Source organism: Streptomyces sp. NPDC090025 (assembly GCF_044748125.1).
Classification (GTDB): domain Bacteria; phylum Actinomycetota; class Actinomycetes; order Streptomycetales; family Streptomycetaceae; genus Streptomyces.
In genome coordinates this window covers 201,652-224,962 of sequence record NZ_JBIVFL010000007.1, presented here as the reverse complement: position 1 = coordinate 224,962, position 23,311 = coordinate 201,652, and the positions used below count along the sequence as shown (strand labels likewise).

Sequence of the window (23,311 nt, the reverse complement as noted above, 5' to 3'; positions counted from 1 at the left end):
CACGCTCGGGCACTGAACGGGCCCCGTGGCACAGGCCACGGGTGAAAGCCTCGGAGAGGAGCGGAACGTGGACGTGATCCGGGTGCTGGTGGCGGACGACGAACCACTCGTACGGTTCGGACTGCGCGCGCTGCTGAACGCCGCCGAGGACATCGAGGTCGTCGGCGAGGCCTGCGACGGCGCCGAAGCCCTCGCCCGGACCCACGACCTGGCGCCGGACGTCGTCGTGACCGATCTGCGCATGCCCGGCATGGACGGGATCACCCTGACCCGACAGCTCGCCGCTCTGCCGAACCCGCCCAAAGTGCTCGTCCTCACCACGTTCGACACGAGCGAGGGCGTGAGGGAGGCGATGCAGGCCGGGGCGGGCGGCTACCTGCTCAAGGACGCCCCGCCCGAGCAGGTCCTCGGAGCCGTGCGGCTCGTCACGGAGGGCGGCGTCGTGCTCGCCCCGGCCTCGGCCGCGCGGCTGATCGCCGCACCGAAGAGCCCGGGCGCCGTGGCGCGGCTGTCCATCGAACAGCGGCGCCGCCTGGAGGGCCTCAGCAAGCAGCAGGAAGAGGTCCTCGTCCACCTCGCCCAGGGGTACTCCAACGCGCAGATCGCGCAGCGCATGTACCTGACGGAGGGCACGGTCCGCGCCTACGTGTCCAGGCTGCTGGCGGCCCTCAAGCTGGAGAACCGGACCCAGGCGGCGATCCTCGCCTACCAGGCGGGCCTGGTGGGCGGCACCACCGGCGAAGAGCGTTAGCCCCGAGGCGCAACGGGAGTGAACCGCTTCCGCTGCCTGCGCACTCGCATCCGTCCCGTTCCACCCCGGCAGAGTCGTGCGTATTCGACCCGCCGTCGTGCGGGCGATTCCGCCGGAGCAATTCCTCCGTGACGGTCCGCACGCTGTAGGGACCAGGTGGATGGAACCGATAACCGCTCGCGCCGGAGACGGCCTGCCGAAGGCGCCGGTACCGGGTACCGCCGAGCTGGTCTTTCCCATGGAGGCGTGGGTCGCCGACGAGCGGATCCCGGTGACGGCCCGCGCGATGTACCACTCGTCCGCACCGTACGAGGTCACGCTGGAGTTCCTCGTACACGGCGAGAGCATCGGGCAGTGGGTGTTCGCCCGTGACCTCCTGCTGGAGGACAGCGCGGAAACGGTTGGCGCCGGCGACGTCAAGGTGTGGACACAGGGCGCGCGCGAAGGCCGTCCGGAGCGCGTCCATCTCTACCTCGACAACGGAATCGACCGCTGCGCGCTCGTGGCAGACCACCACCACATCGTCCTCTGGCGCAAGGTCGTGACCTCCATGGTGCCGCCCGGATCGGAGTCCCGGCACATGGACATCGACGGACTCCTGTGCCGGCTGCTCACCGACTGAGCACTCCGCAGAGCACACCGAACCTCTCCCGGCCCTCCCCCCACGGGGCCGGGCGAGACCCGCGGCAGCAGTTCCCGGTACACAGAGAGAAGCAGGATGACCGTCCCCACTTTCACCGAGATGTCCCCCGAGACCGACTGCGCCTGCCCCGGCTGTGCGCGACATCGCAACGCCTACCGGCGACAGGGGTGGCGGTACGCGGCACCGGCGCACCGGCGCGCGGCCGCCCTGGTGACCCTCGGCGGGGTTTCCCTGACCGGGATCGCCGCGGAGCAGGCTACCGCCGCCACCGGGCAGGAACAGGCCGGGTCCGTCGCGGCAGCGCCGGCGACCGCCGCGTCCGTCGTACACGACCAGACGGCCGGCCGCACCTCCGCCTCCGCGATCAGCCGCAGCGAGATCCTGCGCCGCGCGCAGGGCTGGGTGGACCAGCGGGTCCCCTACAGCATGAACTCCACCTGGCGCGACGGATACCGGCAGGACTGCTCCGGATTCGTCTCCATGGCGTGGAGGCTCGACGGGAGCGAGTGGACCGGCAGCCTCGCCGCCCAGGGGGTCCGGATATCCAAGGACGAGCTGCGGCCGGGAGACATCCTGCTGTTCCACAACGCCTCGAACCCCGGGGCCGGTTCCCACGTGGTCCTGTTCGCCGGCTGGGCGAACGCGAACGGTACGGCGTACGTCGCCTACGAGCAGACCCGGCCCCGCACCGTCAAGCGCACCAACCCCTACGCCTACTACTCGCACTCCGGCGCGTACGTCCCGTACCGCTACCGGAACGTCGTCGAGGACGGTGCAACGGAGCCGGGCGGCTCCGGCTCCGCCGCCTTCCCGGGAGCCGGGTCCTTCGGACCGGGCCGGCACGGCGCGCACATCACCCGCCTCGGCGAGCGGCTCGTGGCCAAGGGCTACGGCCGGTACTACCGGGAGGGGCCGGGGCCGGGATGGAGCGGGGCGGACCGGCGCAACGTGGAGGCGTTCCAGCGGGCCCAGGGCTGGACGGGCGCCGACGCCGACGGCTACCCGGGTCCCGAGACCTGGCGGCGGCTCTTCTCCTGACGGGTCTCCGCCCCGGTCCGCGCCGCCGCGATCGACCCCGACCCCGACCCCGACCGACCACGAAGGCGAGCAGGTGGACACCCAGCGACTCAAGCAGCCGTGGCCACGGATCGACACCAAGACCTCGACGATCCGTCCGGCCACCGCCCCCCACGACACGCTCCGCGTGCCTCGCGCCGATCCGGAACTTCGGGAGCGCCCTGCCGCCGCCCTGCCGGGCTGGTGCGCGGTGGCTGTGGCCGCAGGCCTCCTGACCGCCGCGTTCCTCCTGGCCGCCATCGGCCGTGTGCCGTATTGCGCGGAGCTGCTCCCGCCCCAGCTGCTGGGTGACCTGGCCCACCCGCCCGCGCGTGGCACCCTGCCCGAGCAGCCGGCGGTTTGGCTCGCCGCGGTGTGCGTACTGTCGGCCGCGTTCTGCCTGGCCGGCCTCGTACGGGTGCCGACGGGCACGGCGGTGGTCCTGCACAACGGCGGCAGCTACCACGGGACACTGCGGCGTACCGGGCTGTGGTGGGCGAGTCCACTGCGACGGCGGCGTACGGTCGACGTGCGCTTCCGTCACTGGCGCAGCCGGATCGAGGCGGTCGCCGACCGCGACGGCACCCCGCTCGACGTGGTCCTGCTCGTCGTATGGCACATGGGCAACACCACCCGAGCCCTGTACGCCGTCAACGACCACGAGGCGTACGTCAAAGAACGCGTCGAGGCGGTGACGGCGCGCCTGGTGTCCTCCCTGCCGTGCGACCCCGTCCGGGAGGGGGAGCCCTCGCTGCGCGACGGCGGCCGCCTGGCGGGCGAACTCACGCGCACGCTCCACGCGGAGCTCCGGCCGGCCGGCATCGACGTGTACTCCGTCCAGATCGCGCGACTCGACTACGCGGCCTCCGTGGCGGAGCCGATGCTCCGGCGGAGACTGGCGGCCCTGGAGGCCAGGCACCGCGAGAGCACCCTGGACGAGGTGGTCGAGGCGGTGGACGCCACGGTCCGCCGTCTGACGGCCGAGGACGGTGCCACATGGAGCGCCCGCGAGCGCCAGACCTTCGTCCGCGAACTGACCGTGGCCTTCTACTCCGCCCGTACTTACGCGGTCGCCTCGCCCGAAGCCCGGAGTTGAGGTCCGCCCGCTGTCGGGCCGACCGGCAAGGCCCTCATCCCTCATCGTTGATCGCTCATCCCACGGCCCCCCTCACAAGGAAGCACCCATGCGCCGTACGGCTCGACGCGGCCGCCAACGGGCTCTGTCCGGGCCGGACGGCGGCCGCGGACGCCGCTCCGACCGGGCTGCGGGCCGCGGACGTACGCGCCTGTGAGGCGGACTTCTCCTGTGCCCTCGGGCGCATCGAAGCCATGGCCGATGTCCTCGCAGCGCTCGCCCTGCACGGCGGGAGGTAGGGGGGCCGCCCAGCCCGCTGGACTTCCGTGCGTCGCAGCCCCCTCGTCACCGGGTCCTTTCCCCGGCGACGAGGGGGCTGCCCGCGTTTCCGTGAGACGAAAAAGTCGCGAACACACAAGTTGATCGCAATCCCCATCATCGCATTCACAATCGGACGGGCGCCGATGGGTTTGATCTTTGTTGTCAGCCCGGCTGGAAAGGCGGGGCCGACACTCATCAGAAACTCGAACAATTACCAGGAGATACATCATGGGTAAGGTAATTTCCGCGGGCCGCGCGAAGCGCTGGTCGAAGCTCGCCGCCATTCCGGTCGGTGTGCTGGCCTCCGGCGCGATGGTCCTCGGCGCGACGCACGCCACCGTCCAGGCCTCCGCCTGGAACCACGGCAACGAGATCGGCTCGGGCACGTGGTCGAAGTACGACGTCACCAGCGACCTCGGAACCGACTCCGTCGTGAAGGTGGAGGGCGTGCTGCCGAGCGAGAATGCGGACGGCCAGTTCGCCAACGTCACCTACACGTTCAAGAACACCGCCGAGGACCGGGCCGCCGAAGGCCAGATCCTGCTGAAGGACATCACCGCCGAAGGTCAGTCCGACGTCGCGAAGTCGGACCTCGCCCAGCACCTCCACGTCGGCTTCGGGATCACCGGTGAGAAGAGTGCCCCCGGGCAGGCGGCGCCGGCCCCCGCCCAGGTGAAGACCCTCGCCGAGTGGTACGCGGAGGCCGCCGCGAACAAGGGCCGCGTCCAGGTCGTCGACGGCGTCACCGTCATGCAGGGGCAGGACGAGGAGCAGATGCTCCAGATCACCTGGTACCTGGACAAGGACGCCCCGGACTCCGCCCGCAGCAGCAAGATCGGTTTCATCATCGGTGCCGAGCTGTCCGACGTCCCGAAGTAGTCGGGGCGGATAGCCGGCAGGACAGTCCGCGAAGGTGAGGTTGGCCATGGGAAATCAGTGGCGGTGGGTGCGCCGGGCGAACGGAGACGGCCGTGCCCCGGGCGAAGACACCGAGAACTGGTGGCAGGTCCTGCGCGTGTCGGCCTGCCGCACCGCGGTCACGATGGTGACGACGCTGATGTGCATGCCCCTCGCCACCCTCACCCTCGGCTGGAGTCCGTCGGTCGTGGTCTCCGGCTCGATGGAGCCGGCGCTCAGCCGGGGTGACGTGGTCGCTGTGCGCCAGGTGAGGGCAACGGAGGTGGGGGCGGGAGCCGTCATCTCGTTCGCCGACACCGCGCACGGCGGCCGGTCCACCACCCACCGGGCCGTCAAGCGGCAGAACTTCGACACCTTCGTCACCAAGGGCGACGCGAACCGGGACCCCGACCCGCAGCCGGTCACCCCTGACCGGCTGCGGGGCGTGGTCACGGCCGTCGTGCCGGTGGTCGGAACCGGCCTGCTGTGGCTGGACAACGGCGACTGGGTGTTCCTGGTCGCGGCCGTACTGCTGTACACGGTGTTGCTCGCCGGATGCCGGGAGACCCTCGGCCGCCGCGTGCGCATCTGACAAACCGATACGGGCCCGGAACGGAAACACCGTTCCGGGCCCGTACTCGTGTACGCGCCCCCAGCCGCCGGGCACCAGGACGAGCACACCAGGACGACCAGGTGCCCGGCGGGCGTTTCATCCCCTCACAGGGCCTTGGTGAGCAGCTCGAAAGCGAGGTCGCCGCGCTTGGGGAGGCCGAAGCGCTCGTCTCCGTACGGGAAGGGGGTCAGCCGGCCCGTACGGACGTAGCCGCGCCGCTCGTAGAAGGCGATGAGCTCTTCGCGCACCTGGATCACCGTCATGTGCATCTCGCCCGCCCCCGCCTCGCGGGCCCACTGCTCCGCCTCCGCGATGACCCGCTTGCCGAGCCCCGCGCCCTGGAGCCGGGGCCGGACCGCGAACATCCCGAAGTAGGCGTGGTCGCCGCGCTGCTCGACGTGGCAGCAGGCCATGAGCTCGCCGGACCGTTCGGCTACGAGCAGCGTGCCGTGCGGGCTGTCGAGTATCTCGCGGATGCCCTGCGGGTCGGTCCGCCGGCCGTCGAGGAAGTCCGCCTCGGTGGTCCAGCCGGCCCGGCTGGCGTCACCGCGGTACGCGGACTCCACCAGATCGACCAGAGCGGGGACGTCCGAGGCCGTCGCGTGGCGGAAGGTGACGGAGGAAAGGGGCACGGCCGTGCCTTTCTGATGGCGGGGGAGTGCGCCCGGTCGGACGCCCGATGGCATCAGAAATTACCTGCTGGGTCATTAACAGAAGCGGCGTCGCGCGATGCGTTCGAGAGTACTTCCGTAGACAGAATTCATGCCGTCCCGGCAGCGGTTTGTCCGGCGGTCGGATAATGGGTGAGGCTGCGGTAATGCCCCACACTGACATTCACCGGGTCGGCCTTCCGTCCGAAACAGCCGTACCTCCCCAACCGGAACTACCGCTCGGCCACGGGCTGAAGCAGCGCCACCTGACCATGCTCGGGCTCGGCGGTGCGATCGGCGCCGGCCTGTTCGTCGGCTCGGGCGGCGGTATCGCCGTCGCCGGCCCCGGCATCATCCTCTCGTACCTCTTCGCCGGCGCCCTCGGCATGCTCGTGATGCGGATGCTGGGCGAAATGTCGGCGGCCATGCCCTCCTCGGGCTCCTTCTCCGTACACGCGGAGCGGGCCCTGGGGCGATGGGCCGGGTTCACGGTGGGCTGGCTCTACTGGATCCTGCTCGTGGTCGTGCTCGCGGTTGAGGCCACGGGCGCGGCGAAGATCGCCCACGGCTGGCTCCCGGGGGTCCCCCAGTGGGCCTGGATGCTGCTGTTCATGGTCGTCTTCACGGCCGGCAACCTCGCTTCGGTCCGGAACTTCGGCGAGTTCGAGTTCTGGTTCGCGGCGGTGAAGGTCCTCGCGATCGTCGCGTTCCTGGTGCTGGCCGTACTGGCGGTCCTCGGCCTGCTGCCCCACACCGATCCGGTGGGCCTGGCCAACCTGACCGGGCGCGGCGGATTCCTCCCCAACGGCTGGGAGGGCGTGGTCGCCGGTGTCCTCGCCGTCGTCTTCGCCTTCGGCGGCCTGGAGATGGTCACCATCGCCGCCGCCGAGTCCGACGATCCGGCCCGCTCCGTGGCGAGGGCCGTACGCAGCGCGGTGTGGCGGATCATGGTCTTCTACCTGGGCTCGATGGTGCTCATCGTCATGCTCCTGCCGTGGGACTCCCTCATCCCCGGCCAGAGCCCGTACGTGGCCGTCCTCGACGCCGTCGGCATCGAATCCGCGGGTCGCGTCATGGACGTCGTGGTGTTCACCGCCCTGCTCTCTGCCCTGAACGCGAACCTGTACTCCTCCTCGCGCATGCTCTTCTCGTTGGCGGACCGCGGCGAGGCACCCGGTGGCCTCGTAAGGGTTTCCGGGGCGGGGGTGCCGCGGCGCGCGGTACTCGTCTCGGTCGCCTTCGGCTTCCTCTCAGTGGTCCTCAACCTGCTGTGGCCGGACACCGTCTTCATGTGCATGTTGAACGCGGTCGGCGCGATCGTACTGTTCGTGTGGATCCTGATCGCCCTCTCCCAGCTGCGGCTGCGCCGCCGCCTGGAGCATGAGGCGTCAGGGCCTGTGGCCCTGCGGATGTGGGGCTTCCCGTACCTGACATGGGCGGCGCTGGCCGCAATGGCGGCGGTGCTGGTACTCATGTTGGCGGATGAGGGCAGCCGCCCGCAGGTGCTGTGGACGGGTGGCACGGCAGCACTGGTCCTTGCCGTGGCCGGTGTGCGTGAGCGACGTCGGCTCCGCCACGTCGACGACCTCCCCCGCCCGGAGTGGCCGTAGGCGCGGAGGTGCACAGAAGACGCATACGTACACGGAGAGCCGCCTTGCCGGGCCGGGCCACGAGCCCGGTGGCAGGGCGGCTTCCGTGTTCCGGATGCTCTGGACACGTCCGCGCGTCCGTTCGCATTCGGCGGTCAGCGCGTCAACGATCGGCCCGCTCCTCTTGGCGAGCATCGGTCACGAGCGTCCGCTGCAGCGCCCCCGGCGCGCGGACTGTGAAGCCGAAGAACCCAACGGAAGGCCCCCCGTGTCCACGCACGCCCCGATGCCCGCTCCGATCGTCCCGGCCCCCGCCTTCGAACTGCCATCCGGCTACCCCGGGCACGACGACGCGGCCTACCTCACCCACCGTGCCGTCATTGCCGAGGCCGCGCACGGCCACCTGCCCGGCGCCGAGCCGCCCCACATCGCGTACACGCCCCAGGACCACGCGTGCTGGAACCAGATCACCCACGCCCTGGCCCCGCTGTGGCGGAAGTACGCGACGGCCGAGGTGCGGGAGGCGATGGAGGGCCTGGCCCTGCCGACCGACCGCGTCCCCCAGCTGGCCGAGTCCTCGCGGCGGCTGCGGGAGCTGACCGGCTTCTCCTTCGCGCCGGCGGCCGGCATCGTGCCGCTCCAGGACTTCTACGGCACCCTGGCGGACTCGGTCTTCCAGTCCACCCAGTTCATCCGGCACTATGCCAGCCCGCTGTTTTCACCCGAGCCGGACATGGTGCACGAGGTCCTCGGCCACGGAGCCACGCTCGCCAGCCCCCGGTTCGCCGATCTGTACCGACAGTTCGGTGCGGCGGCGCGGCGCGCCGAGACCAGGGAGTCCCTCAAGGCCGTCTCCCGGGTGTTCTGGTTCACCCTGGAGTACGGGCTGCTGGGGGATCCGGGGTCGCCCATGGCCTACGGGGCGAGCCTGCTGTCCTCCTACGGTGAGCTCCAGCAGTTCCGCCAGGCATACATATGCCCGCTGGACGTGCGTCGGATGGTGACCGTGCCGTATGACGTGACCGAGTACCAGTCCGTCCTCTTCGCGGCCTACGCCTTCGAGGAACTCGAGGACTTCGTGGGGGCGTTCTGCGCCGGAGTCGACGGCGACACCGGCGACCGCCTGGGCGTGACCGCGGACCAGCGGTGGTGACCGCGCCCGTGCCGAACCGGCTCGACCCGCGTGTGCCCGAACCGCTCACCGGTGCCGAGCTGGCAGCCGCGCTCGGCCGGCTGCCCCACTGGCGAGCCGTAGACGGGCACCTCGTCGCCTCCTTCACGGTTCTCCGGGCGGACGTCCCCGTCCTGTACGCGGCCGTGGCCGCCGCAGAGGACATGACGGACCACCACGCCCGCGTGACCATCCTGTACGACACGGTGACGTTCGCCCTCACCACGCACGACGCGGGTGACCGGATCACCGTGCGAGACACGGCGGCGGCCGCGGTGCTCGGGTGTCTGGCCGCCCAGTGCGGGGCCGCGCCAACCCCCTGAGGGGCGGCAGCAGGTGCGGCACCGGCGTCGCCGCCGCCGGTCCCGCCCGGCGCTGGTACGGGCCGGGCGGAACCGACGGCAGCGGTTGTGGCCGCCTGCCTGGGTCAGGGGTTGATGCAGACGGTACCGACGACGGGGACGCCGCCCTGGCAGATCCTGATCGGGATGTGGATGGGCAGCGGGAGGGGGCCGATCTCGATGTCGGACGGGACGCTCGGGGCGGCGGCGGCGGAGCCGGTGGCGCCGAGGACGGCTGCCGCGGCCAGTGCGGCGGCGGCGATCGCAGTTCGCATTCGCATGTCACTCCTTGGGGGATGGTGAGGGGACGTCGAAGCGGATTACACCTCTCGCGAGGGTCGCCACATCGGCATTCATCTGATGATCGGCGTGTCCGCCCGGTGGCGAGCCCGGCCGTCGCGTTCCTCGCGGTGGTGGGTGTCCCGTCCGCGCCGCGGAGCGGCTCGTACGAGATGGAGAGGTCTCCGGCGACCTGGGCACGGGGGTCGTCGTCCCCGGTGACCGTGACCTCGCCGCGTCCGGTGCCGAGTGACCTCCGATGACTGCGCGAGCTCCCGAAGGCGACCGCCGTCCTCACCGGATGGGAGCTTGGTCCGTGACCGGTCCGGGAGGCGCGACTGAGCGACCCTTTTCCGCGCTTGGCGTGACGACACCATGTCGAAGGGTGACGCTACCGGGCTGACTCCGGGAGGGTAATTTTCCTTCCGGGAGCTCGGCTTGGCGCTCTAGAAGAACCCAACTGCCTTCGGGGAATAGCTGCAATAAAGGTTCTTCGTCTGCTGGTAGTGGTCCAGCATCATCTTGTGGGTCTCCCGGCCCACCCCCGACTGCTTGTACCCGCCGAACGCCGCGTGCGCCGGGTACGCGTGGTAGCAGTTCGTCCAGACGCGGCCCGCCTGGATCGTCCGGCCCGCGCGGTAGGCGGTGGTCATGTCACGGGTCCAGACGCCCGCGCCCAGGCCGTACAGGGTGTCGTTCGCCGTGCGCATGGCGTCGTCGAAGTCGGTGAAGGCGGTCACCGCGACGACCGGGCCGAAGATCTCCTCCTGGAAGATCCGCATGTGGTTGTCGCCCTCGAAGATGGTCGGCTGGACGTAGTAGCCGCCCGCCAGGTCGCCACCGTGGTCGACCTGCTGACCACCCGTCAGGACCTTCGCGCCCTCCTGCTGGCCGATCTCCACGTACGAGAGGATCTTCCGCAGCTGCTCCGCCGACGCCTGGGCGCCGATCATCGTGTCGGTGTCCAACGGGTGCCCGGGGACGATGAGTTCGGTACGGGCGACCGCCGCCTCCAGGAACTCGCGGTAGATGCTGCCCTGGATCAGCGCGCGGGACGGACAGGTGCACACCTCGCCCTGGTTGAGGGCGAACATCGTGAAGCCCTCCAGCGCCTTGTCGCGGAAGTCGTCGTCCGCCGCCCACACGTCGGCGAAGAACAGGTTCGGCGACTTGCCGCCCAGCTCCAGGGTGACCGGCTTCAGGTTCTCGGACGCGTACTGCATGATCAGGCGCCCGGTCGTCGTCTCACCGGTGAAGGCGATCTTCGCGACCCGCGGCGACGACGCCAGCGGCTTCCCCGCCTCCTCGCCGAAGCCGTTCACGATGTTGAGGACGCCCGGCGGCAGCAGATCCGCCACCAGGCTCATCCAGAAGTGCACCGAGACCGGGGTCTGCTCGGCCGGCTTCAGGACGACCGCGTTGCCCGCCGCCAGCGCCGGGGCCAGCTTCCACACCGCCATCAGGATCGGGAAGTTCCACGGGATGATCTGCGCGACCACACCCAGCGGCTCGTGGAAGTGGTACGCCACGGTGTCGTCGTCCAGCTGGCTGAGCGCGCCCTCCTGCGCCCGCAGCGCGCCCGCGAAGTAGCGGAAGTGGTCGATCGCCAGCGGGATGTCCGCCGCCAGCGTCTCGCGCACCGGCTTGCCGTTGTCCCAGCTGTCGGCGACCGCGAGCGCCTCCAGGTTCTGCTCCATCCGGTCCGCGATCCGCAGCAGCACCTGCGCCCGCTCGGCGGCCGAAAGCCGCCCCCACGCCGGGGCCGCCGCGTGCGCCGCGTCCAGCGCCAGCTCCACGTCCTCCGCCGTGCCGCGCGCCACCTCGGTGAACGGACGCCCGTCCACCGGGCTCGGGTTCTCGAAGTACTGGCCACGGACCGGAGCGACGAACTCGCCCCCGATCCAGTGGTCGTAGCGGCTCTGGTACGTCATCAGCGAGCCTTCGGTGCCGGGCGCGGCATAACGGGTCATGGGCAGGGACCTCCCTCGGAGCGCACCGGCCGTCCCTGGCCGGCGTCACCGCCGAGGGTCCGCCCCGCTACGTTGCAACCCCGTTGCGTGCCCGGCCACGACCCGCCAAACCGCCCGGCCCCGCCGCGAGTTCGGCATCCAGCGCGGCGAACCTCGCCCGGACGGCGGGCGCCTGGGACGCCGGTACGGCCGAGGCCAGCGCCCGCCACACCACCAGGTCGTCCTCGCCCCACACGCTGTACGCCCAGTCCGCCAGCAGCCCGGGATCGCCCCGGTCCACCAGGGCCGCCCGCAGCCGCCCCGCCAGCCGTTCCCGCAGCCGTACCACCCCGGGCGCCCGCGACCCCGGCAGCAGCGGGCCCGGATAGTCGCCCAGCGCCCCCGCCAGCGCCCCCGAGGCGAGCCGCCGGTCCACCGTCAGGAAGTCCGCCGTCACCCCCTCCGCCAGCCGGTACGGGCGCGACGCCAGCGTCTCCGGCCCCAGCAGCCCGCGCAGCCGAGACAGTTCCGCCCGCAGGGTCACCGGCGTCACCGACTCGTCCTCGTACAGCAACGTCAGCAACTCGTCGCCGCCCACCCCGTCGGGCCGGTGCGCCAGGATCACCAGGATCTCGCTGTGCCGACGGCTCAACCGCAGCCGCCGCCCCGGCAGTTCGAGCAGCGCCTCGTCCCGGCCGAGCGCCACCAGACGCCCCGCACCCGGCGGCGGCACGGGCGCGGCCAGCGCCAGCTGCGACTCGGCGGCCCGCGCCACCGCCTGCACGAACGCCAGGCTGTGCGGATGCGCCAGGCCGTCCCCGCCGGTGATGTCGACCGCGCCGAGCACCCGGCCCGTGCGCGGCTCCAGGATCGGCGCCGCCGCGCACGTCCACGCCTGCACCGGCCGCTGGAAATGCTCCGCCGCGCACACCTGCACCGGGCGGCCCACTGCGAGCGCCGTCCCCGGCGCGTTCGTCCCGGCCGCCGACTCCGACCAGCGCGCGCCCGCCACGAAATTCATCGCCCGGGCCTTCCGCAGCGTCCCCGGATGCCCCTCCACCCACAGCATCCGGCCACCCGCGTCGCATACCGCGATCAGATGCTCGCCGTCCCGCGCGTACGCCCCCATCAGCTCCCTGACCAGCGGCATCGCCGCCGCCAGCGGATGCGCCGCACGGTGCGCCGCCAGCTCCTCCTCGTCCAGCTCGACCCGCGCCGCGCCGTCCGGGCTCACCCGCGCCCGTACCGAACGCCGCCAGGACTCCGCGACCAGCTGCCGCACCGGGGGAGAGGGCGGGGAGGGGCGCCCGGACGGCGCCGCGGGCCCCCCGGTGAACTCCTCGTGCGCCCGCCGCACCTCCGCCGCCGACCCCGAGACCTGTCCCGCCGCCGACCCCGAGACCTGTCCCGCCGCCGACCCCGAGACCTGTCCCGAGACCTGTCCCGCCGCCGAATCCGAGACCTGCTCCGCCACCGTCACCGCCGTCATCGCCATCGCCGCCGTCCGCTGTCCGTTGTCCGTTGTCCGGCACCCCGCGTCATCGTCGGGGCCGCGCGGCCCCCCGACAAGCGATCGCGCAGCCACGCATACGCGCCGTGACCGGTTCCGTACCCCGGCCGCCTTTCCACCCGCTCCGCCGATCCCGCTCAGATCCCGCCCAGATCCCGCCCAGGTTCGCGCCGACCCGGCCCTGACCGGCGCCGGGGCCGTCCCGTACAGTGGAGCCGGGCCGTGACTGGCGCTTGAGGTGGATCACCACCGGGGAGCGGTCCGTACGTGCCGCGCACACCCCGCGGGGCCGTACCACTGCCGTGCGCCTGGGCGATCAACCGGTCGAAGTCGACGCTCAGGAGTGGCCCATGTCCACCAGCACCGCACGCCTCATGGACGGCACCGCGCTCGCCCGCCGCACCGGCGAGGAGACCGCCGCCCGCGCCGCCGAGATCACCCGCCGCACCGGTGTGACGCCTTGCCTCGCGACCGTCCTGGTCGGCGCGGACCCCGCGTCGGTCACGTACGTGAAGATGAAGCAGAACCGCTGCGCGAAGGCCGGAATCCGTTCCAAGCACGTCGAACTGCCCGCCGAGACCACCACCGAGGAGCTCGTCGCGGCGATCACCGCGCTCTCCGAGGACCCCGAGGTCCACGGCATCCTGCTCCAGCACCCGGTCGGCCCGCACATCGACGAGCGCGCCGCGTTCGAGGCCATCGCGCCGGAGAAGGACGTCGACGGCGTCACCATGGCGTCCTTCGCCGCCATGGGCTTCGGCCTCCCCGGCTTCGTCTCCTGCACCCCCGGCGGCATCATGCGGCTGCTCGACGCGTACGACGTCGAGCTCAGCGGCAAGCGGGCCGTGGTGGTCGGGCGCAGCGCGATCCTGGGCAAGCCCGCCGGACTGCTGCTCCTCGGCCGCGACGCCACCGTCACCTACTGCCACTCGCGCACCACCGACCTCTCCGCCGCCGTCCGTGAGGCCGACATCCTCGTCGCCGCCGTGGGCAAGCCGGAGTTCATCAAGGGCGAGGACATCAAGCCGGGCGCCGTCGTGATCGACGCGGGCTACAACCCGGGCAACGTCGGCGACGTGCACTTCGCCGGTGCGGCCGAGCGCGCCTCGCTCATCACCCCCGTGCCCGGTGGCGTCGGCCCGATGACCATCGCCGTGCTGCTCGCGCAGACCGTCGACGCCGCCGAGCGCCAGCTCGGGCTGTAACCGGGACGAAGGGGGCACGGGTGAGGGAGCCGTCGGCGACGGAAGCCGAAGCGGACGCCGGGGTGGCTGCCGGAGCGGACGCGGGACCGGGTGCCGAAGCGGACGCGGGAGCGGTTGCCGACGTGCGCCCGTACCGGGCGACGGGGCCGGGTGAGGGTCTCGTACCTGCGGCGGGAATGTCACGGTTCTGTACGGGCGGGACCCGACCCACCGGTAACCCTCGCCACGCGGGCGGTTGACGGGTGAACCTGTTCCGTATGTTCCGCCCGCCGACGGATTCCCCGTCCCGCGACCCCCACGGTGCGCACCCCGCGCACGACCCCCAGGGTGCCCCCGGTGGCCCAGATGCCCGCCCGGCCCGTGACGCCAGGCCGTCGCGAAGGCCGGGCGTCGCCGCCCTGCGGCCGGGCGCGGCCGTCCTCCCGGTCGCCGCGCTCGCCGCCGCCCTCGCCCTCTCCGTGACCGTCACCGCACGCGGCGGCTCCGGCGGTGGCTCAGGCGACGGCGACCGGCGGGTGCCCGCGGCCGCCCCCGCCGCCGGGCCCACGGCGTCCGACGCGTCCGCCGCCCCCACGGGCACCCCGACTCCACCGGCGGCCGCGACCACCCCCTCCCGTGTCCCGGGGAATCCGGCCGCCGGGCACCGAGGGAACCCGTCGCCGACCGCGCCGCGCACCACCCCGCCCGCCACCGCCCGCACCACCGCGCCACCGTCGGGAGACCGCGCCGACCGCACGGACGCGGCGGTTCCGGCGAGCCCGCTCACCCCGGCCGGAACCGCCGGGGCGACCACCCCCGCCACCGGGGCACCGCGGCCGCACCACACGGTGGGCCACCGGCCCGCCACGCCCATCGCCACCCCGGCCGCCGTGCCCTACGACGTGCTGCGGGTCGGCGCCTGCTTCGACATCGACCGGGCCGCGCCGGGCACCGTGGTCCGCCGCTCCTGCACCGCCCCGCACGACGCCCAGCTGGTCGCCCGGCTGCGGCTGACCGGCCGGTACGCCGACGACACGGCGGTACGGGACGCGGCCGCCGCCCTGTGCAAGGCGCCGCTGCGACTGCGGGCCCTGGCCCAGCCGTTCGGCACCCGGTGGGCGACCTTCGTGCAGTACCCGTACCGGACCAGTTATCTGCTCGGGGACAAGGTGGTCGCGTGCAGCCTCGCCGCCCCGTCGTCGAGCGGCCGGAAGCTGACCGCGCCGCTGCGGTGAGCGGAGCGCGGTGACCAGGGGCCGCCGCCTTGCAACGGCCCCCGGCCCCACGGCACTTCGGCCTCAGTCCGGCTCGCCCGCTCCCGCCAGCGCCGCCGCCGGGTCGTGGTCCGGCGGACCGGCCGGGACCCAGGCGCCGTCCGGGCCGGTCGTACGGTACGGCCACCAGCGCCCGTCCCCACCGAGCCGCAACTGGCGGGCGGGCCGGGCGGGCTCGGCGTCGACCGCACCGGCCCCCGCACCGCCCTCGGCCGCCCCGCCGGTCATGTCCCAGCGAGCCGGCCCCGTCCGCGTGAGCGCGGGACGCTCCTCCGCCTCCCAGGCGGTGGCCAGTTGGGCCTCCGCGCGCCGCAGCGCCTCGGGGCCCGGGGCCTGCTCCTCCTCCAGGACCGCGAGACCGGCCGCGCCGCCGAGCCGCCAGGCCCGTACCGCGTGATCAAGCTCGGCACGGGACCGCCCCGAGCCCTTCGCGAGCCGCGCCGCGACCCAGGAGGCGGGCCCGGGGGAAGCGGCGGCGAGCCGTACCGCGTCCTGCGCACCGGTCAGCACCGGCTCGACGGCCCCCGCCCCCGTCCCGGATCCTGACCCGGACCCGGACCCGGACCCGGCTCCCGCCCCGGATCCTGCCCCTGCTTCACTCGGAGTCCCGGGCCCGGCCCACGCCGCCAGCATCCGGCGCGCCCGTACCGCCGCGTCCGCCGCCAGGAACTCCAGGGCCGTCGGGTCGACGCCCGGCTCCGGGTCCGTCTCCGTGTCGAGGGACGGCGGCTCGCCCGGGGCCTGGGGGACGGCCGGCGGGGCGGGCAGCGGCGGCAGGATGCCGCCCGCCGCGAACACCTCCGCCGCCGGAACACCCGCCGGAGCGCCCACCGGAGCGGCGGACCCGCCGCCCGGCACCGCCGCGCCCGCCGACCCGGAAGCCGCCGTGCTCCGCTCCTGCAGCGCCTCGATCACGGCCCGTTCGCCGCGCCCGCGCATGAGCAGCAGCACGAACGGGTCCTCGTCGAGCAGCCGCGCCACCTGGTAGCAGAGCGCGGAAGTGTGCGGACAGTGGTCCCATGCCTCGCAGCCGCACTCCGGCTCCAGATCGCCGATGCCCGGCAGCAGGTCGAGTCCGGCCTCCGCCGCGTCCTCCACCAGGTGCGGCGGCATCTCCCGGTCGAGCAGCGCGGCGATGTGCCCGGCGCTCTGCGCCGCGAGGCCGATCAACCGGTCCCAGTCCGCCTCCGACAGCTCCTGGAAGAGGACATCGCTGCGGTACGCCGTGCCGTCCGGGTCCCGCACCACGGCCGTGATCCGGCCGGGCCGCACCGACACCGCGCCGACCGCCCCGGCCCGCGCGTGCCGCCGCCCCTGCTTCAACTGCTGCCCGTCCAGGGCGGTTTCCTCCAGGGCCTTGAGCCATGCCCGGCCCCACCAGGTCCTGGCGAACGCCCCGCCCGCCACCGGCGGCAGCGCCGCGAACGTCCGCACCTCGTCGAGCTCCACCGTCTCCCCGTCCCCGTCCCCGTGCCCGTGCCCGTCCTCGCGCATCGCGTGGCTCCACTCGCTCCGGCCGTCGCTCCCGTTCCCTCCGTACGTCGTCCTCACGCGGTCTCCTCCGTCCGCCGCAGCCCCACCAGTTCGGCCAGTTCGGCGTCGGTCAGTTCGGTGAGCGCCGCCTCGCCCGCGCCGCCGAGCACCGCGTCGGCCAGGGCCCGCTTGCGGTCCAGCATCGCCGCGATCCGGTCCTCGACGGTGCCCTCCGCGATCAGCCGGTGCACCTGCACCGGCCGGGTCTGCCCGATCCGGTACGCCCGGTCGGTGGCCTGCGCCTCCACGGCCGGGTTCCACCAGCGGTCGTAGTGCACGACGTGCTCGGCGCGGGTGAGGTTGAGGCCCGTTCCGGCCGCCTTCAGGGACAGCAGGAACACCGGCACCTCGCCCGCCTGGAACCGGGCGACCATCGACTCCCGCTCCGCGACCGGCGTACCGCCGTGCAGGAACTGGGTGGCCACGCCCCGCGCCGCCAGATGCCGCTCCAACAACCGTGCCATCCCCACGTACTGGGTGAAGACGAGCACGCTCGCCCGCTCCGCGAGGATCGTGTCGAGGAGCTCGTCGAGCAGCTCCAGCTTCCCCGAACGTCCTTCGATCCGGGGCTTGTTCTCCTTCAGGTACTGCGCCGGGTGGTTGCAGATCTGCTTGAGTCCGGTGAGCAGTTTCACCACCAGGCCGCGCCGCTCCATCCCGTCCGCCTCGGCGATCGCGGCGAGTGTCTCGCGGACCACCGCCTCGTACAGGCCGGCCTGCTCCTTGGTGAGGGAGACGGCCCGGTCGGTCTCGGTCTTCGGCGGCAGCTCGGGCGCGATGCCCGGGTCGGACTTGCGGCGGCGCAGCAGGAACGGGCCGACCAGTGCGGCGAGTCGGCTCGCCGCGGCCGGATCGCCGCCGCCCTCGACGGCGCTCGCGTACCGGGTACGGAACGCGCCGAGGCCGCCGAGGAGCCCCGGGGTCGTCCAGTCGAGGATCGCCCACAGCTCGGACAGATTGTTCTCGACCGGCGTGCCGGTCAGCGCGACCCGCGCCCGCGCCTTCACACAGACCGCGCGCAGCGCGCGGGCGGTCGCCGCGTACGGGTTCTTGACGTGCTGCGCCTCGTCCGCGACGACCAGACCCCAGGTCACGGCGGCCAGCCGGGACGCGTCGAGCCGCATGGTGCCATAGGTGGTGAGCACGACCTCGCCGTCGGCGAGCGCGTCCAGGCCGCGGGCCGCGCCGTGGAAGCGGCGCACCGGCGTGCCCGGCGCGAAGCGTTCGATCTCGCGCTGCCAGTTGCCCATCAGGGAGGTCGGACAGACCACCAGGGTGGGTCCCGCGGTCGACGGGTCGGACTGCCGGTGCAGATGCAGTGCGATGAGGGTGATGGTCTTGCCCAGGCCCATGTCGTCGGCGAGGCAGGCGCCGAGCCCGAGCGAGGTCATCCGGTCCAGCCAGCGCAGGCCGCGCAGCTGGTAGTCGCGCAGGGTCGCGGCCAGCGCGGCGGGTTGGGGGACGGGCTGCTTTTTCGCCGACCGCTCACTCCGTGGTGCCGAGGGGTCCTCTGTGCCCTCTGCGCCCTCCGTCCGTTCGGGGTCGGCGAGGCGGGCCCTGAGCTGTTCCAGCCAGCCGGTGGCCCGGACCTCGACCGCCCGCCCGTCCACCTCGGCGGTGCCGGTGAGCGCGGCCCCGAGCGCGTCGAGCGGGGTGAGCACGCGGTCCTGCTGCGCCCGGTTGCGGCGCAGCTCCTCGGGATCGACGAGCACCCACTGGTCGCGCAGCCGGACCAACGGCCGTCCGGCCTCGGCCAGCAGGTCGAGCTCGGCGCGGGTCAGTTCCTGGTCGCCGATCGCGTACCGCCAGTTGAACGCGAGCAGAGTGTCGGCGGAGAGGAAGGAGGGCAGCGCGTCGCCCCGGTCGCGGGACCCGTCGTGCGTGCCCGGAGCGTCCGGTGAGTCCGGTCCGTCCGGTGTGTCGCGCGGGCCGATCACGGCGTGCGCGGTGAGCCGGTGGGCGAGTTCGCGCGGCCAGTGGACCGGTACGCCGGTGGCGGCCAGGGCGCGGGCGGCGGGCCCGAGGAGTTCGGCGACCTCCTCGTCGGCGAGGTCGACCGCGTCCGGCACGGCGGCCGTGAGCAGCGGCGTCAGCGCCGACCAGGCGCGCGCCGCCCGCCGCAGCGCGAGCAGCGCGTCCATTCGGGCGCGCGGTCCGAAGGCGGTGGCGGGGCCGTGGGCCGTACCGCCTCCCGGAGCGTCGCCGGGAGCGCCCGGAGCCGTACCGCTCCATACGGCGGCGGCGTCCGCGACGAGCGTCGGGTCGGCCACGGCGTGCAGTTGGAGGACGGCCCGGAAGGTGGGCGCGGCCAGGTCGTCGCCGGAGGGGGATCCGAGCGTGGGGGATGCGGCCCCGTGGGATCCGGCCCCGTGGGGTCCGGAGGCGGGGTATCCGGTCGTCGGGGATCCGGTCGTGGGGAGTTCCGGCGCGGGCGTACGGTCGTCGCCGCCGTGGGCCGGTACGAGCTCGATGCGCAGCGAGAGCCGTACCCCCGCGTCATGTCCGGCGGCCACGTCCGCCGCCCACGGCCGGTGCTCGGGCAGGGGCCGCGGCGCGTGGTGCTCGTCGGCGGCGAAGGCGGGCCCGCCCGCCGCGAGCGGGGCGGCCGGGGTGCGGGGCAGCACGTCGGCGACGGCGTCGGCGAACGTCCGCAGCAGCCGCTCCGGTTCGGGCAGCAGGAACCCGCCGTCCTCGGCACGCTCCGGCAGCGGTACGGCGTGCGCGGACGGCGGCATCGACGCGGCGAGGTCCCGCAGCGCGGCCACCTCGTCGGCGCCCAGCGGCCCGACCCGCCAGGCGTCCAGGTCGCCCGCGGTGAGGCCGGGGAGCAGCAGCCCGCGCGCGACCAGATCGAGTGCGAAGAGGGTGGCGGCGCCCCAGAAGGCCGCCGAGGGCGTGGCGTCGTCGGCGAACCGCGCGCGGGCGAGCACGGGGAGCGCTTCTCGTACGGGCAGGGTGACGGCGGACACGACCAGCGGCCGCACCTCCTCGTCGTCCCCCTGTCCCTCCTTGTCCCCGGCCCCATGTTCGGCCGCGCCCTCGACGAGGACGGTCAGCTGGTCATCGGGCTCGGCGGACGGGGAGCCGGTGAGGGCGGGGGAGGGGGCGAGGGCGGGGGTGGGGTCGTCCGGTGACCAGAAGGCGAACCGGCCCGCGCGCGGGGCCTCGGCGGGGATGAAGACGACGGAGCGTCGGGCGAGAGCGTCGGGCGACGGACCCGGCAGGGAATCGGTCAGCGGGTCAGAGTCAGAGAACGAGGGCGAGGGAGACTGCGACAGCGACAACGCATTCCTCAAATTTGACTACCAAGGGCGAGCGGCCGAGGGTACTCCACGCCCGCGCCTCCGCGCCCGCTTCCACGCCGTGATCCCCGTCACGGTGGACGGGGGTCCTGTCCGGGGTGGGGAAGACCCCACCCCAGGCCCCCGGGCCACCCCCGAACGGGTGCGGGTGGTGCCGCCATGGCTGCGGCCGATCACTTCTCCGTACGTTTCGGGTAGCCGAAGAGGCCCCGTCCGACGGCCGCTCGCACCGCCTTCGACGCCCTTTCGCCCGCCTGTCTTTTGACGATCTTTCAACGACCTTTCGGCGACGTTCCAACGACGTTCCGACGGACCACGGAGACCGCATGTCCCAGCACTCCGCCACACTTCTCGCGCCGACATCGACACCGACATCGACACCGACATCGACACCGACATCGACACCGACATCGACACCGACATCGGCTCCGACACCCGCAGGGGTTCCGCGCGGCCAGGCCCGACGGGCGGGCGGCGGCAGCGAGTTCACGCCGCTGCTGCGCACGATCAAGGAGCAGGGGCTGCTCGACCGCCGCCCCGGCTGGTACGCCCGGGACATCGCCGTGAACCTGCTCGGGATCGTGGCCGTCGTCGCCGGACTCGCGCTGATCGGTCCCTCCTGGTGGGCGCTGTTCCTCGCGCTGCCGCTCGGGCTGCTCTCCGCCCGGATCGCGTTCATCGGCCACGACGCGGGCCACGCCCAGGTGACCGACCACCGGGGGCTCGGCCGGGTCCTCCAGCTCGTGCACGCCAATCTGCTGCTCGGCATGAGCCGTGAGTGGTGGAACGACAAGCACAACCGTCACCACGCCCACCCCAACCACCTCGACAAGGACCCGGACGTCGCCGCCGACATCCTGGTCTTCGCCGCCCACCAGACCACCGGCCGCACCGGCCTGCGCGGCTGGCTCACCCGCCACCAGGCATGGCTGTTCTTCCCGCTGACCACCCTGGAGGGCATCGCGCTGAAGGTGTACGGCGTCCAGGCGCTGCTCTCGCGCACCGGCCCGTACCGCACCCGCCGCGAACGCCTCGTCGAGGGCGCGCTGCTGTCCGCCCACCTCGTCGGCTACGCGGCCCTGCTGCTCACCCTGCTGAGCCCGCTCCAGGCACTGGTCTTCGCGCTGCTGCACCAGATGCTGCTCGGCGTGCACCTGGGCATGGCCTTCGCGCCGAACCACAAGGGCATGGAGACGCCCGACACCCACCCGGACGGCGACTCCTGGGGCCATCTGCGCCGACAGGTGCTGACCTCGCGCAACATCCGTGGCGGCGCCCTGACCGACTGGTTCCTCGGCGGTCTGAACTACCAGGTGGAACACCACCTGTTCCCCAGCATGCCGCGCCCGCACCTGCGGCTCGCGCAGCCGGCGGTGCGCGCGCACTGCGCGGCGCTGGGCATCCCGTACACGGAGACCGGCTTCGTCGACTCGTACCGGCAGGCGCTCGGCCATCTCCACGAGGTGGGGGCTCCGCTGCGCGGCGAGGGCGTCGCGTAGGGTCGCCGGTGGTGGGGGCCGCACGGGGTGGTCCCGCGCGATGGGGGGAGTGCGACGGATGAGCGGCGGTACGACGGTGGAACGGGCGGACGCGCGGCAGACGGAGGCGGTGGAGGGCGTGGAGGCGGCCCGGGTGGCCGGGGCGGCCGATGCGGCTGAGGCGGTCGTCGGCTCGGTCACCGCGGTGAGCAGCAGCGGCGTGCACGAGTTCAGCAAGCTGAACCGGCCCGCGATCACGCTGCTCGCCGGGCTCGGCGTCGCCGACGACGCGCACGCCGGAGTCACCGTCAAGCACCGCTCCCGGGTCGCCAAGGACCCGACGGTGCCCAACCTGCGCCAGGTGCACCTCATCCACACGGAGCTCTTCGACGAGGTGGCGGCGGCCGGATTCGAGGTGGCGCCGGGCGACCTCGGCGAGAACGTCACCACCACCGGCGTCGACCTGCTCGCGCTGCCCACCGGCACGGTGCTGCGGATCGGCGCGGAGGCGGTCGTCGAGCTGACCGGGCTGCGCAATCCGTGCGCGCAGATCGACAACTTCCAGCACGGGCTGCTGAAGCAGGTCGTCGGGCGCGACGAGGACGGGAACATCGTCCGCAAGGCGGGCGTCATGTCGGTGGTCCTGAGCGGCGGCGAGATCCGCCCGGGCGACCCGATCCGGGCCGAGTTCCCGGCGGGTCCGCACCGGCCGCTGGAATACGTCTGACGGACGCACGGACGCACGGACGGGCGGGCGGACGGACGGTTGGGGTGGGTCGGGCCGTCAGCTGGGGCGTACGGCGATGGCGTCGAGCGCTTCGAGGAGCGCGGGGAGCTTCGGCCCGCGTGACACCGGAAGGACCTCGTTCGGCTCGTCGTCGAGCAGCACGAACGCCATGTCGTCGGTCCGGGCGACCAGCGACCAGCCGGGCCCGTCGGCCCGCAGCATCCGGGCCTCACCGCCGGTGAAACCCGACCGGACCCGGCCGACGGGCGGCGCGCTCGTCAGATAGCCGTCGAGGTCGGCGAGGGCGCGCCGGACCCCGACGTGCGGCTGGAGCCCGTCCGCCGCCGTCTCACTCTTTCCGTCCCCGTCCCCGTCCCCGTTCCCGCCCTCGCCCTTGTCCTCGTCCTGCTCCATCTGCTCCCGCCAGGCGTTCCACTGCAACGCCACCATGTCGGCACCGAGCCGCCGCTGGGCCGGCCCCCACTCCGCGTTGTCCGGCGGCGCGAGCGGCGCGAGATCGCCCTCCTCGGGCTCGGGGTCGTGCGGCGCGGGCAGATCGGGCGCGGCGACGGCGACTTCGAGCGGCCAGCCGGGCAGCGCGCAGACCATGGACCGCTCGTCGGGGGACAGGTCGTACGCCATCCCGCAGTCCCAGGAGGAGATGGCGACGGCGACCAGCGACACGTCATCGACGACGACGGTCCACCGCGCCCCGCTCCCGTCCTGCCCGAGGATCAGCCCGTACCCCTCGTCGAGCGGCGCGATCCGCAACCGCGCGCACGCCGCCGGATAGTCGTCCCCGAGCACACTGGGGAACCGCGCGGGCGTGAGCAGCGCGGCGGTCAGCACGAACAGCGCGTCGGCTTCCTCGCCCCCACCCGCACCGCCGCCGACCGCACCACCCTCGACGTCACCGCCCACGTCACCCTCCCCATCTGGCTGTCGGCGCACCCTAACCAGTGAGTAGC

At 73.2% G+C, this 23,311-nt stretch carries 20 protein-coding genes and 1 riboswitch; of the genes, 13 read left to right on the top strand and 7 right to left on the bottom strand.

Going from position 1 to position 23,311, the window contains the following annotated elements:
• The first annotated feature begins 67 nt into the window (after positions 1 to 67).
• The 6 genes from ACIPXM_RS18930 (at position 68) to ACIPXM_RS18905 (ending at position 5,335) form a co-directional block, all read left to right on the top strand.
• The gene (locus ACIPXM_RS18930; RefSeq protein ID WP_401656635.1) at positions 68 to 751 is read left to right on the top strand and encodes a response regulator; all 684 of its coding nucleotides are present in this window, start codon (positions 68 to 70) and stop codon (positions 749 to 751) included.
• Between the two features lie 160 nt (positions 752 to 911).
• Positions 912 to 1,373 (top strand): SsgA family sporulation/cell division regulator, encoded by a 462-nt coding sequence (locus tag ACIPXM_RS18925; RefSeq protein WP_401656633.1) that lies wholly within the window; start codon positions 912 to 914, stop codon positions 1,371 to 1,373.
• 96 nt (positions 1,374 to 1,469) lie between these two features.
• On the top strand, positions 1,470 to 2,432 hold the full coding sequence (locus ACIPXM_RS18920) for a peptidoglycan-binding protein (protein ID WP_401656631.1): 963 nt from the start codon (positions 1,470 to 1,472) through the stop codon (positions 2,430 to 2,432).
• Between the two features lie 73 nt (positions 2,433 to 2,505).
• Positions 2,506 to 3,546 carry an SPFH domain-containing protein gene (locus ACIPXM_RS18915; protein WP_401656629.1) on the top strand — a complete coding sequence of 347 codons (1,041 nt, stop codon included), beginning with the start codon at positions 2,506 to 2,508 and terminating at the stop codon, positions 3,544 to 3,546.
• A 528-nt stretch (positions 3,547 to 4,074) separates the two neighbouring features.
• Positions 4,075 to 4,725, top strand: a complete 651-nt coding sequence (locus ACIPXM_RS18910; RefSeq protein ID WP_401656627.1) for a hypothetical protein — start codon at positions 4,075 to 4,077, stop codon at positions 4,723 to 4,725.
• Between the two features lie 46 nt (positions 4,726 to 4,771).
• Complete coding sequence (locus ACIPXM_RS18905; protein WP_401656625.1) at positions 4,772 to 5,335, top strand: signal peptidase I; 564 nt, start codon at positions 4,772 to 4,774, stop codon at positions 5,333 to 5,335.
• A gap of 125 nt (positions 5,336 to 5,460) precedes the next feature.
• On the opposite strand, the gene ACIPXM_RS18900 is transcribed toward ACIPXM_RS18905, so the two are convergent.
• Positions 5,461 to 6,042 (bottom strand): GNAT family N-acetyltransferase, encoded by a 582-nt coding sequence (locus tag ACIPXM_RS18900; RefSeq protein WP_401656623.1) that lies wholly within the window; start codon positions 6,040 to 6,042, stop codon positions 5,461 to 5,463.
• Between the two features lie 131 nt (positions 6,043 to 6,173).
• Between ACIPXM_RS18900 and ACIPXM_RS18895 the strand changes: the two genes are divergently transcribed.
• The 3 genes from ACIPXM_RS18895 to ACIPXM_RS18885 all read left to right on the top strand — a co-directional run bounded on the left by ACIPXM_RS18895 (position 6,174) and on the right by ACIPXM_RS18885 (position 9,089).
• On the top strand, positions 6,174 to 7,616 hold the full coding sequence (locus tag ACIPXM_RS18895) for an amino acid permease (RefSeq protein WP_401656621.1): 1,443 nt from the start codon (positions 6,174 to 6,176) through the stop codon (positions 7,614 to 7,616).
• 247 nt (positions 7,617 to 7,863) lie between these two features.
• Positions 7,864 to 8,748 (top strand): phenylalanine 4-monooxygenase, encoded by an 885-nt coding sequence (locus ACIPXM_RS18890; RefSeq protein ID WP_401656619.1) that lies wholly within the window; start codon positions 7,864 to 7,866, stop codon positions 8,746 to 8,748.
• Positions 8,745 to 9,089 carry a 4a-hydroxytetrahydrobiopterin dehydratase gene (locus tag ACIPXM_RS18885; RefSeq protein ID WP_401656617.1) on the top strand — a complete coding sequence of 115 codons (345 nt, stop codon included), beginning with the start codon at positions 8,745 to 8,747 and terminating at the stop codon, positions 9,087 to 9,089. Before ACIPXM_RS18890 ends, ACIPXM_RS18885 begins: the two co-directional genes overlap by 4 nt.
• A gap of 104 nt (positions 9,090 to 9,193) precedes the next feature.
• Here the strand turns inward: ACIPXM_RS18885 and ACIPXM_RS18880 are convergent, their stop codons facing one another.
• From ACIPXM_RS18880 to ACIPXM_RS18870, 3 genes are all read right to left on the bottom strand, one after another.
• Positions 9,194 to 9,382, bottom strand: coding sequence for a chaplin (locus tag ACIPXM_RS18880; RefSeq protein WP_401656615.1), 189 nt, complete (start codon positions 9,380 to 9,382; stop codon positions 9,194 to 9,196).
• 450 nt (positions 9,383 to 9,832) lie between these two features.
• Positions 9,833 to 11,356 carry an aldehyde dehydrogenase family protein gene (locus tag ACIPXM_RS18875; protein WP_401656613.1) on the bottom strand — a complete coding sequence of 508 codons (1,524 nt, stop codon included), beginning with the start codon at positions 11,354 to 11,356 and terminating at the stop codon, positions 9,833 to 9,835.
• A 67-nt stretch (positions 11,357 to 11,423) separates the two neighbouring features.
• The gene (locus ACIPXM_RS18870; RefSeq protein WP_401656611.1) at positions 11,424 to 12,830 is read right to left on the bottom strand and encodes a GAF domain-containing protein; all 1,407 of its coding nucleotides are present in this window, start codon (positions 12,828 to 12,830) and stop codon (positions 11,424 to 11,426) included.
• 227 nt (positions 12,831 to 13,057) lie between these two features.
• Positions 13,058 to 13,166: riboswitch (ZMP/ZTP riboswitch) on the top strand.
• A 29-nt stretch (positions 13,167 to 13,195) separates the two neighbouring features.
• Between ACIPXM_RS18870 and ACIPXM_RS18865 the strand changes: the two genes are divergently transcribed.
• Positions 13,196 to 14,050, top strand: a complete 855-nt coding sequence (locus ACIPXM_RS18865) for a bifunctional 5,10-methylenetetrahydrofolate dehydrogenase/5,10-methenyltetrahydrofolate cyclohydrolase (protein WP_401656608.1) — start codon at positions 13,196 to 13,198, stop codon at positions 14,048 to 14,050.
• A 257-nt stretch (positions 14,051 to 14,307) separates the two neighbouring features.
• Entirely contained in the window at positions 14,308 to 15,264 is a 957-nt protein-coding gene (locus ACIPXM_RS18860) for a hypothetical protein (RefSeq protein WP_401656606.1), read from the top strand.
• A 63-nt stretch (positions 15,265 to 15,327) separates the two neighbouring features.
• On the opposite strand, the gene ACIPXM_RS18855 is transcribed toward ACIPXM_RS18860, so the two are convergent.
• Positions 15,328 to 16,797, bottom strand: a complete 1,470-nt coding sequence (locus ACIPXM_RS18855) for an SWF or SNF family helicase (protein WP_401656920.1) — start codon at positions 16,795 to 16,797, stop codon at positions 15,328 to 15,330.
• Positions 16,798 to 16,850: 53 nt separating this feature from the next.
• Positions 16,851 to 20,120: a DEAD/DEAH box helicase gene (locus ACIPXM_RS18850; protein ID WP_401656603.1), complete on the bottom strand. Its 3,270-nt coding sequence runs from the start codon at positions 20,118 to 20,120 to the stop codon at positions 16,851 to 16,853.
• Between the two features lie 581 nt (positions 20,121 to 20,701).
• Here ACIPXM_RS18850 and ACIPXM_RS18845 point away from each other — a divergent pair.
• On the top strand, positions 20,702 to 21,637 hold the full coding sequence (locus ACIPXM_RS18845) for a fatty acid desaturase family protein (RefSeq protein WP_401656600.1): 936 nt from the start codon (positions 20,702 to 20,704) through the stop codon (positions 21,635 to 21,637).
• Between the two features lie 58 nt (positions 21,638 to 21,695).
• Positions 21,696 to 22,343: an MOSC domain-containing protein gene (locus tag ACIPXM_RS18840; RefSeq protein ID WP_401656598.1), complete on the top strand. Its 648-nt coding sequence runs from the start codon at positions 21,696 to 21,698 to the stop codon at positions 22,341 to 22,343.
• Positions 22,344 to 22,400: 57 nt separating this feature from the next.
• Here the strand turns inward: ACIPXM_RS18840 and ACIPXM_RS18835 are convergent, their stop codons facing one another.
• Positions 22,401 to 23,264: a hypothetical protein gene (locus tag ACIPXM_RS18835; protein ID WP_401656596.1), complete on the bottom strand. Its 864-nt coding sequence runs from the start codon at positions 23,262 to 23,264 to the stop codon at positions 22,401 to 22,403.
• Positions 23,265 to 23,311 lie beyond the last annotated feature (47 nt).

Bases quoted from the DNA above. Each gene is read 5' to 3' on its own strand.
- ACIPXM_RS18860 (WP_401656606.1), top strand. From the start codon at position 14,308: ATGTTCCGCCCGCCGACGGATTCCCCGTCCCGCGACCCCCACGGTGCG.
- ACIPXM_RS18895 (WP_401656621.1), top strand. From the start codon at position 6,174: ATGCCCCACACTGACATTCACCGGGTCGGCCTTCCGTCCGAAACAGCC.
- ACIPXM_RS18880 (WP_401656615.1), bottom strand. From the start codon at position 9,382: ATGCGAACTGCGATCGCCGCCGCCGCACTGGCCGCGGCAGCCGTCCTC.
- ACIPXM_RS18875 (WP_401656613.1), bottom strand. From the start codon at position 11,356: ATGACCCGTTATGCCGCGCCCGGCACCGAAGGCTCGCTGATGACGTAC.
- ACIPXM_RS18870 (WP_401656611.1), bottom strand. From the start codon at position 12,830: ATGGCGATGACGGCGGTGACGGTGGCGGAGCAGGTCTCGGATTCGGCG.
- ACIPXM_RS18855 (WP_401656920.1), bottom strand. From the start codon at position 16,797: ATGCGCGAGGACGGGCACGGGCACGGGGACGGGGACGGGGAGACGGTG.
- ACIPXM_RS18920 (WP_401656631.1), top strand. From the start codon at position 1,470: ATGACCGTCCCCACTTTCACCGAGATGTCCCCCGAGACCGACTGCGCC.
- ACIPXM_RS18905 (WP_401656625.1), top strand. From the start codon at position 4,772: ATGGGAAATCAGTGGCGGTGGGTGCGCCGGGCGAACGGAGACGGCCGT.
- ACIPXM_RS18910 (WP_401656627.1), top strand. From the start codon at position 4,075: ATGGGTAAGGTAATTTCCGCGGGCCGCGCGAAGCGCTGGTCGAAGCTC.
- ACIPXM_RS18900 (WP_401656623.1), bottom strand. From the start codon at position 6,042: ATGCCATCGGGCGTCCGACCGGGCGCACTCCCCCGCCATCAGAAAGGC.
- ACIPXM_RS18840 (WP_401656598.1), top strand. From the start codon at position 21,696: ATGAGCGGCGGTACGACGGTGGAACGGGCGGACGCGCGGCAGACGGAG.
- ACIPXM_RS18925 (WP_401656633.1), top strand. From the start codon at position 912: ATGGAACCGATAACCGCTCGCGCCGGAGACGGCCTGCCGAAGGCGCCG.
- ACIPXM_RS18865 (WP_401656608.1), top strand. From the start codon at position 13,196: ATGTCCACCAGCACCGCACGCCTCATGGACGGCACCGCGCTCGCCCGC.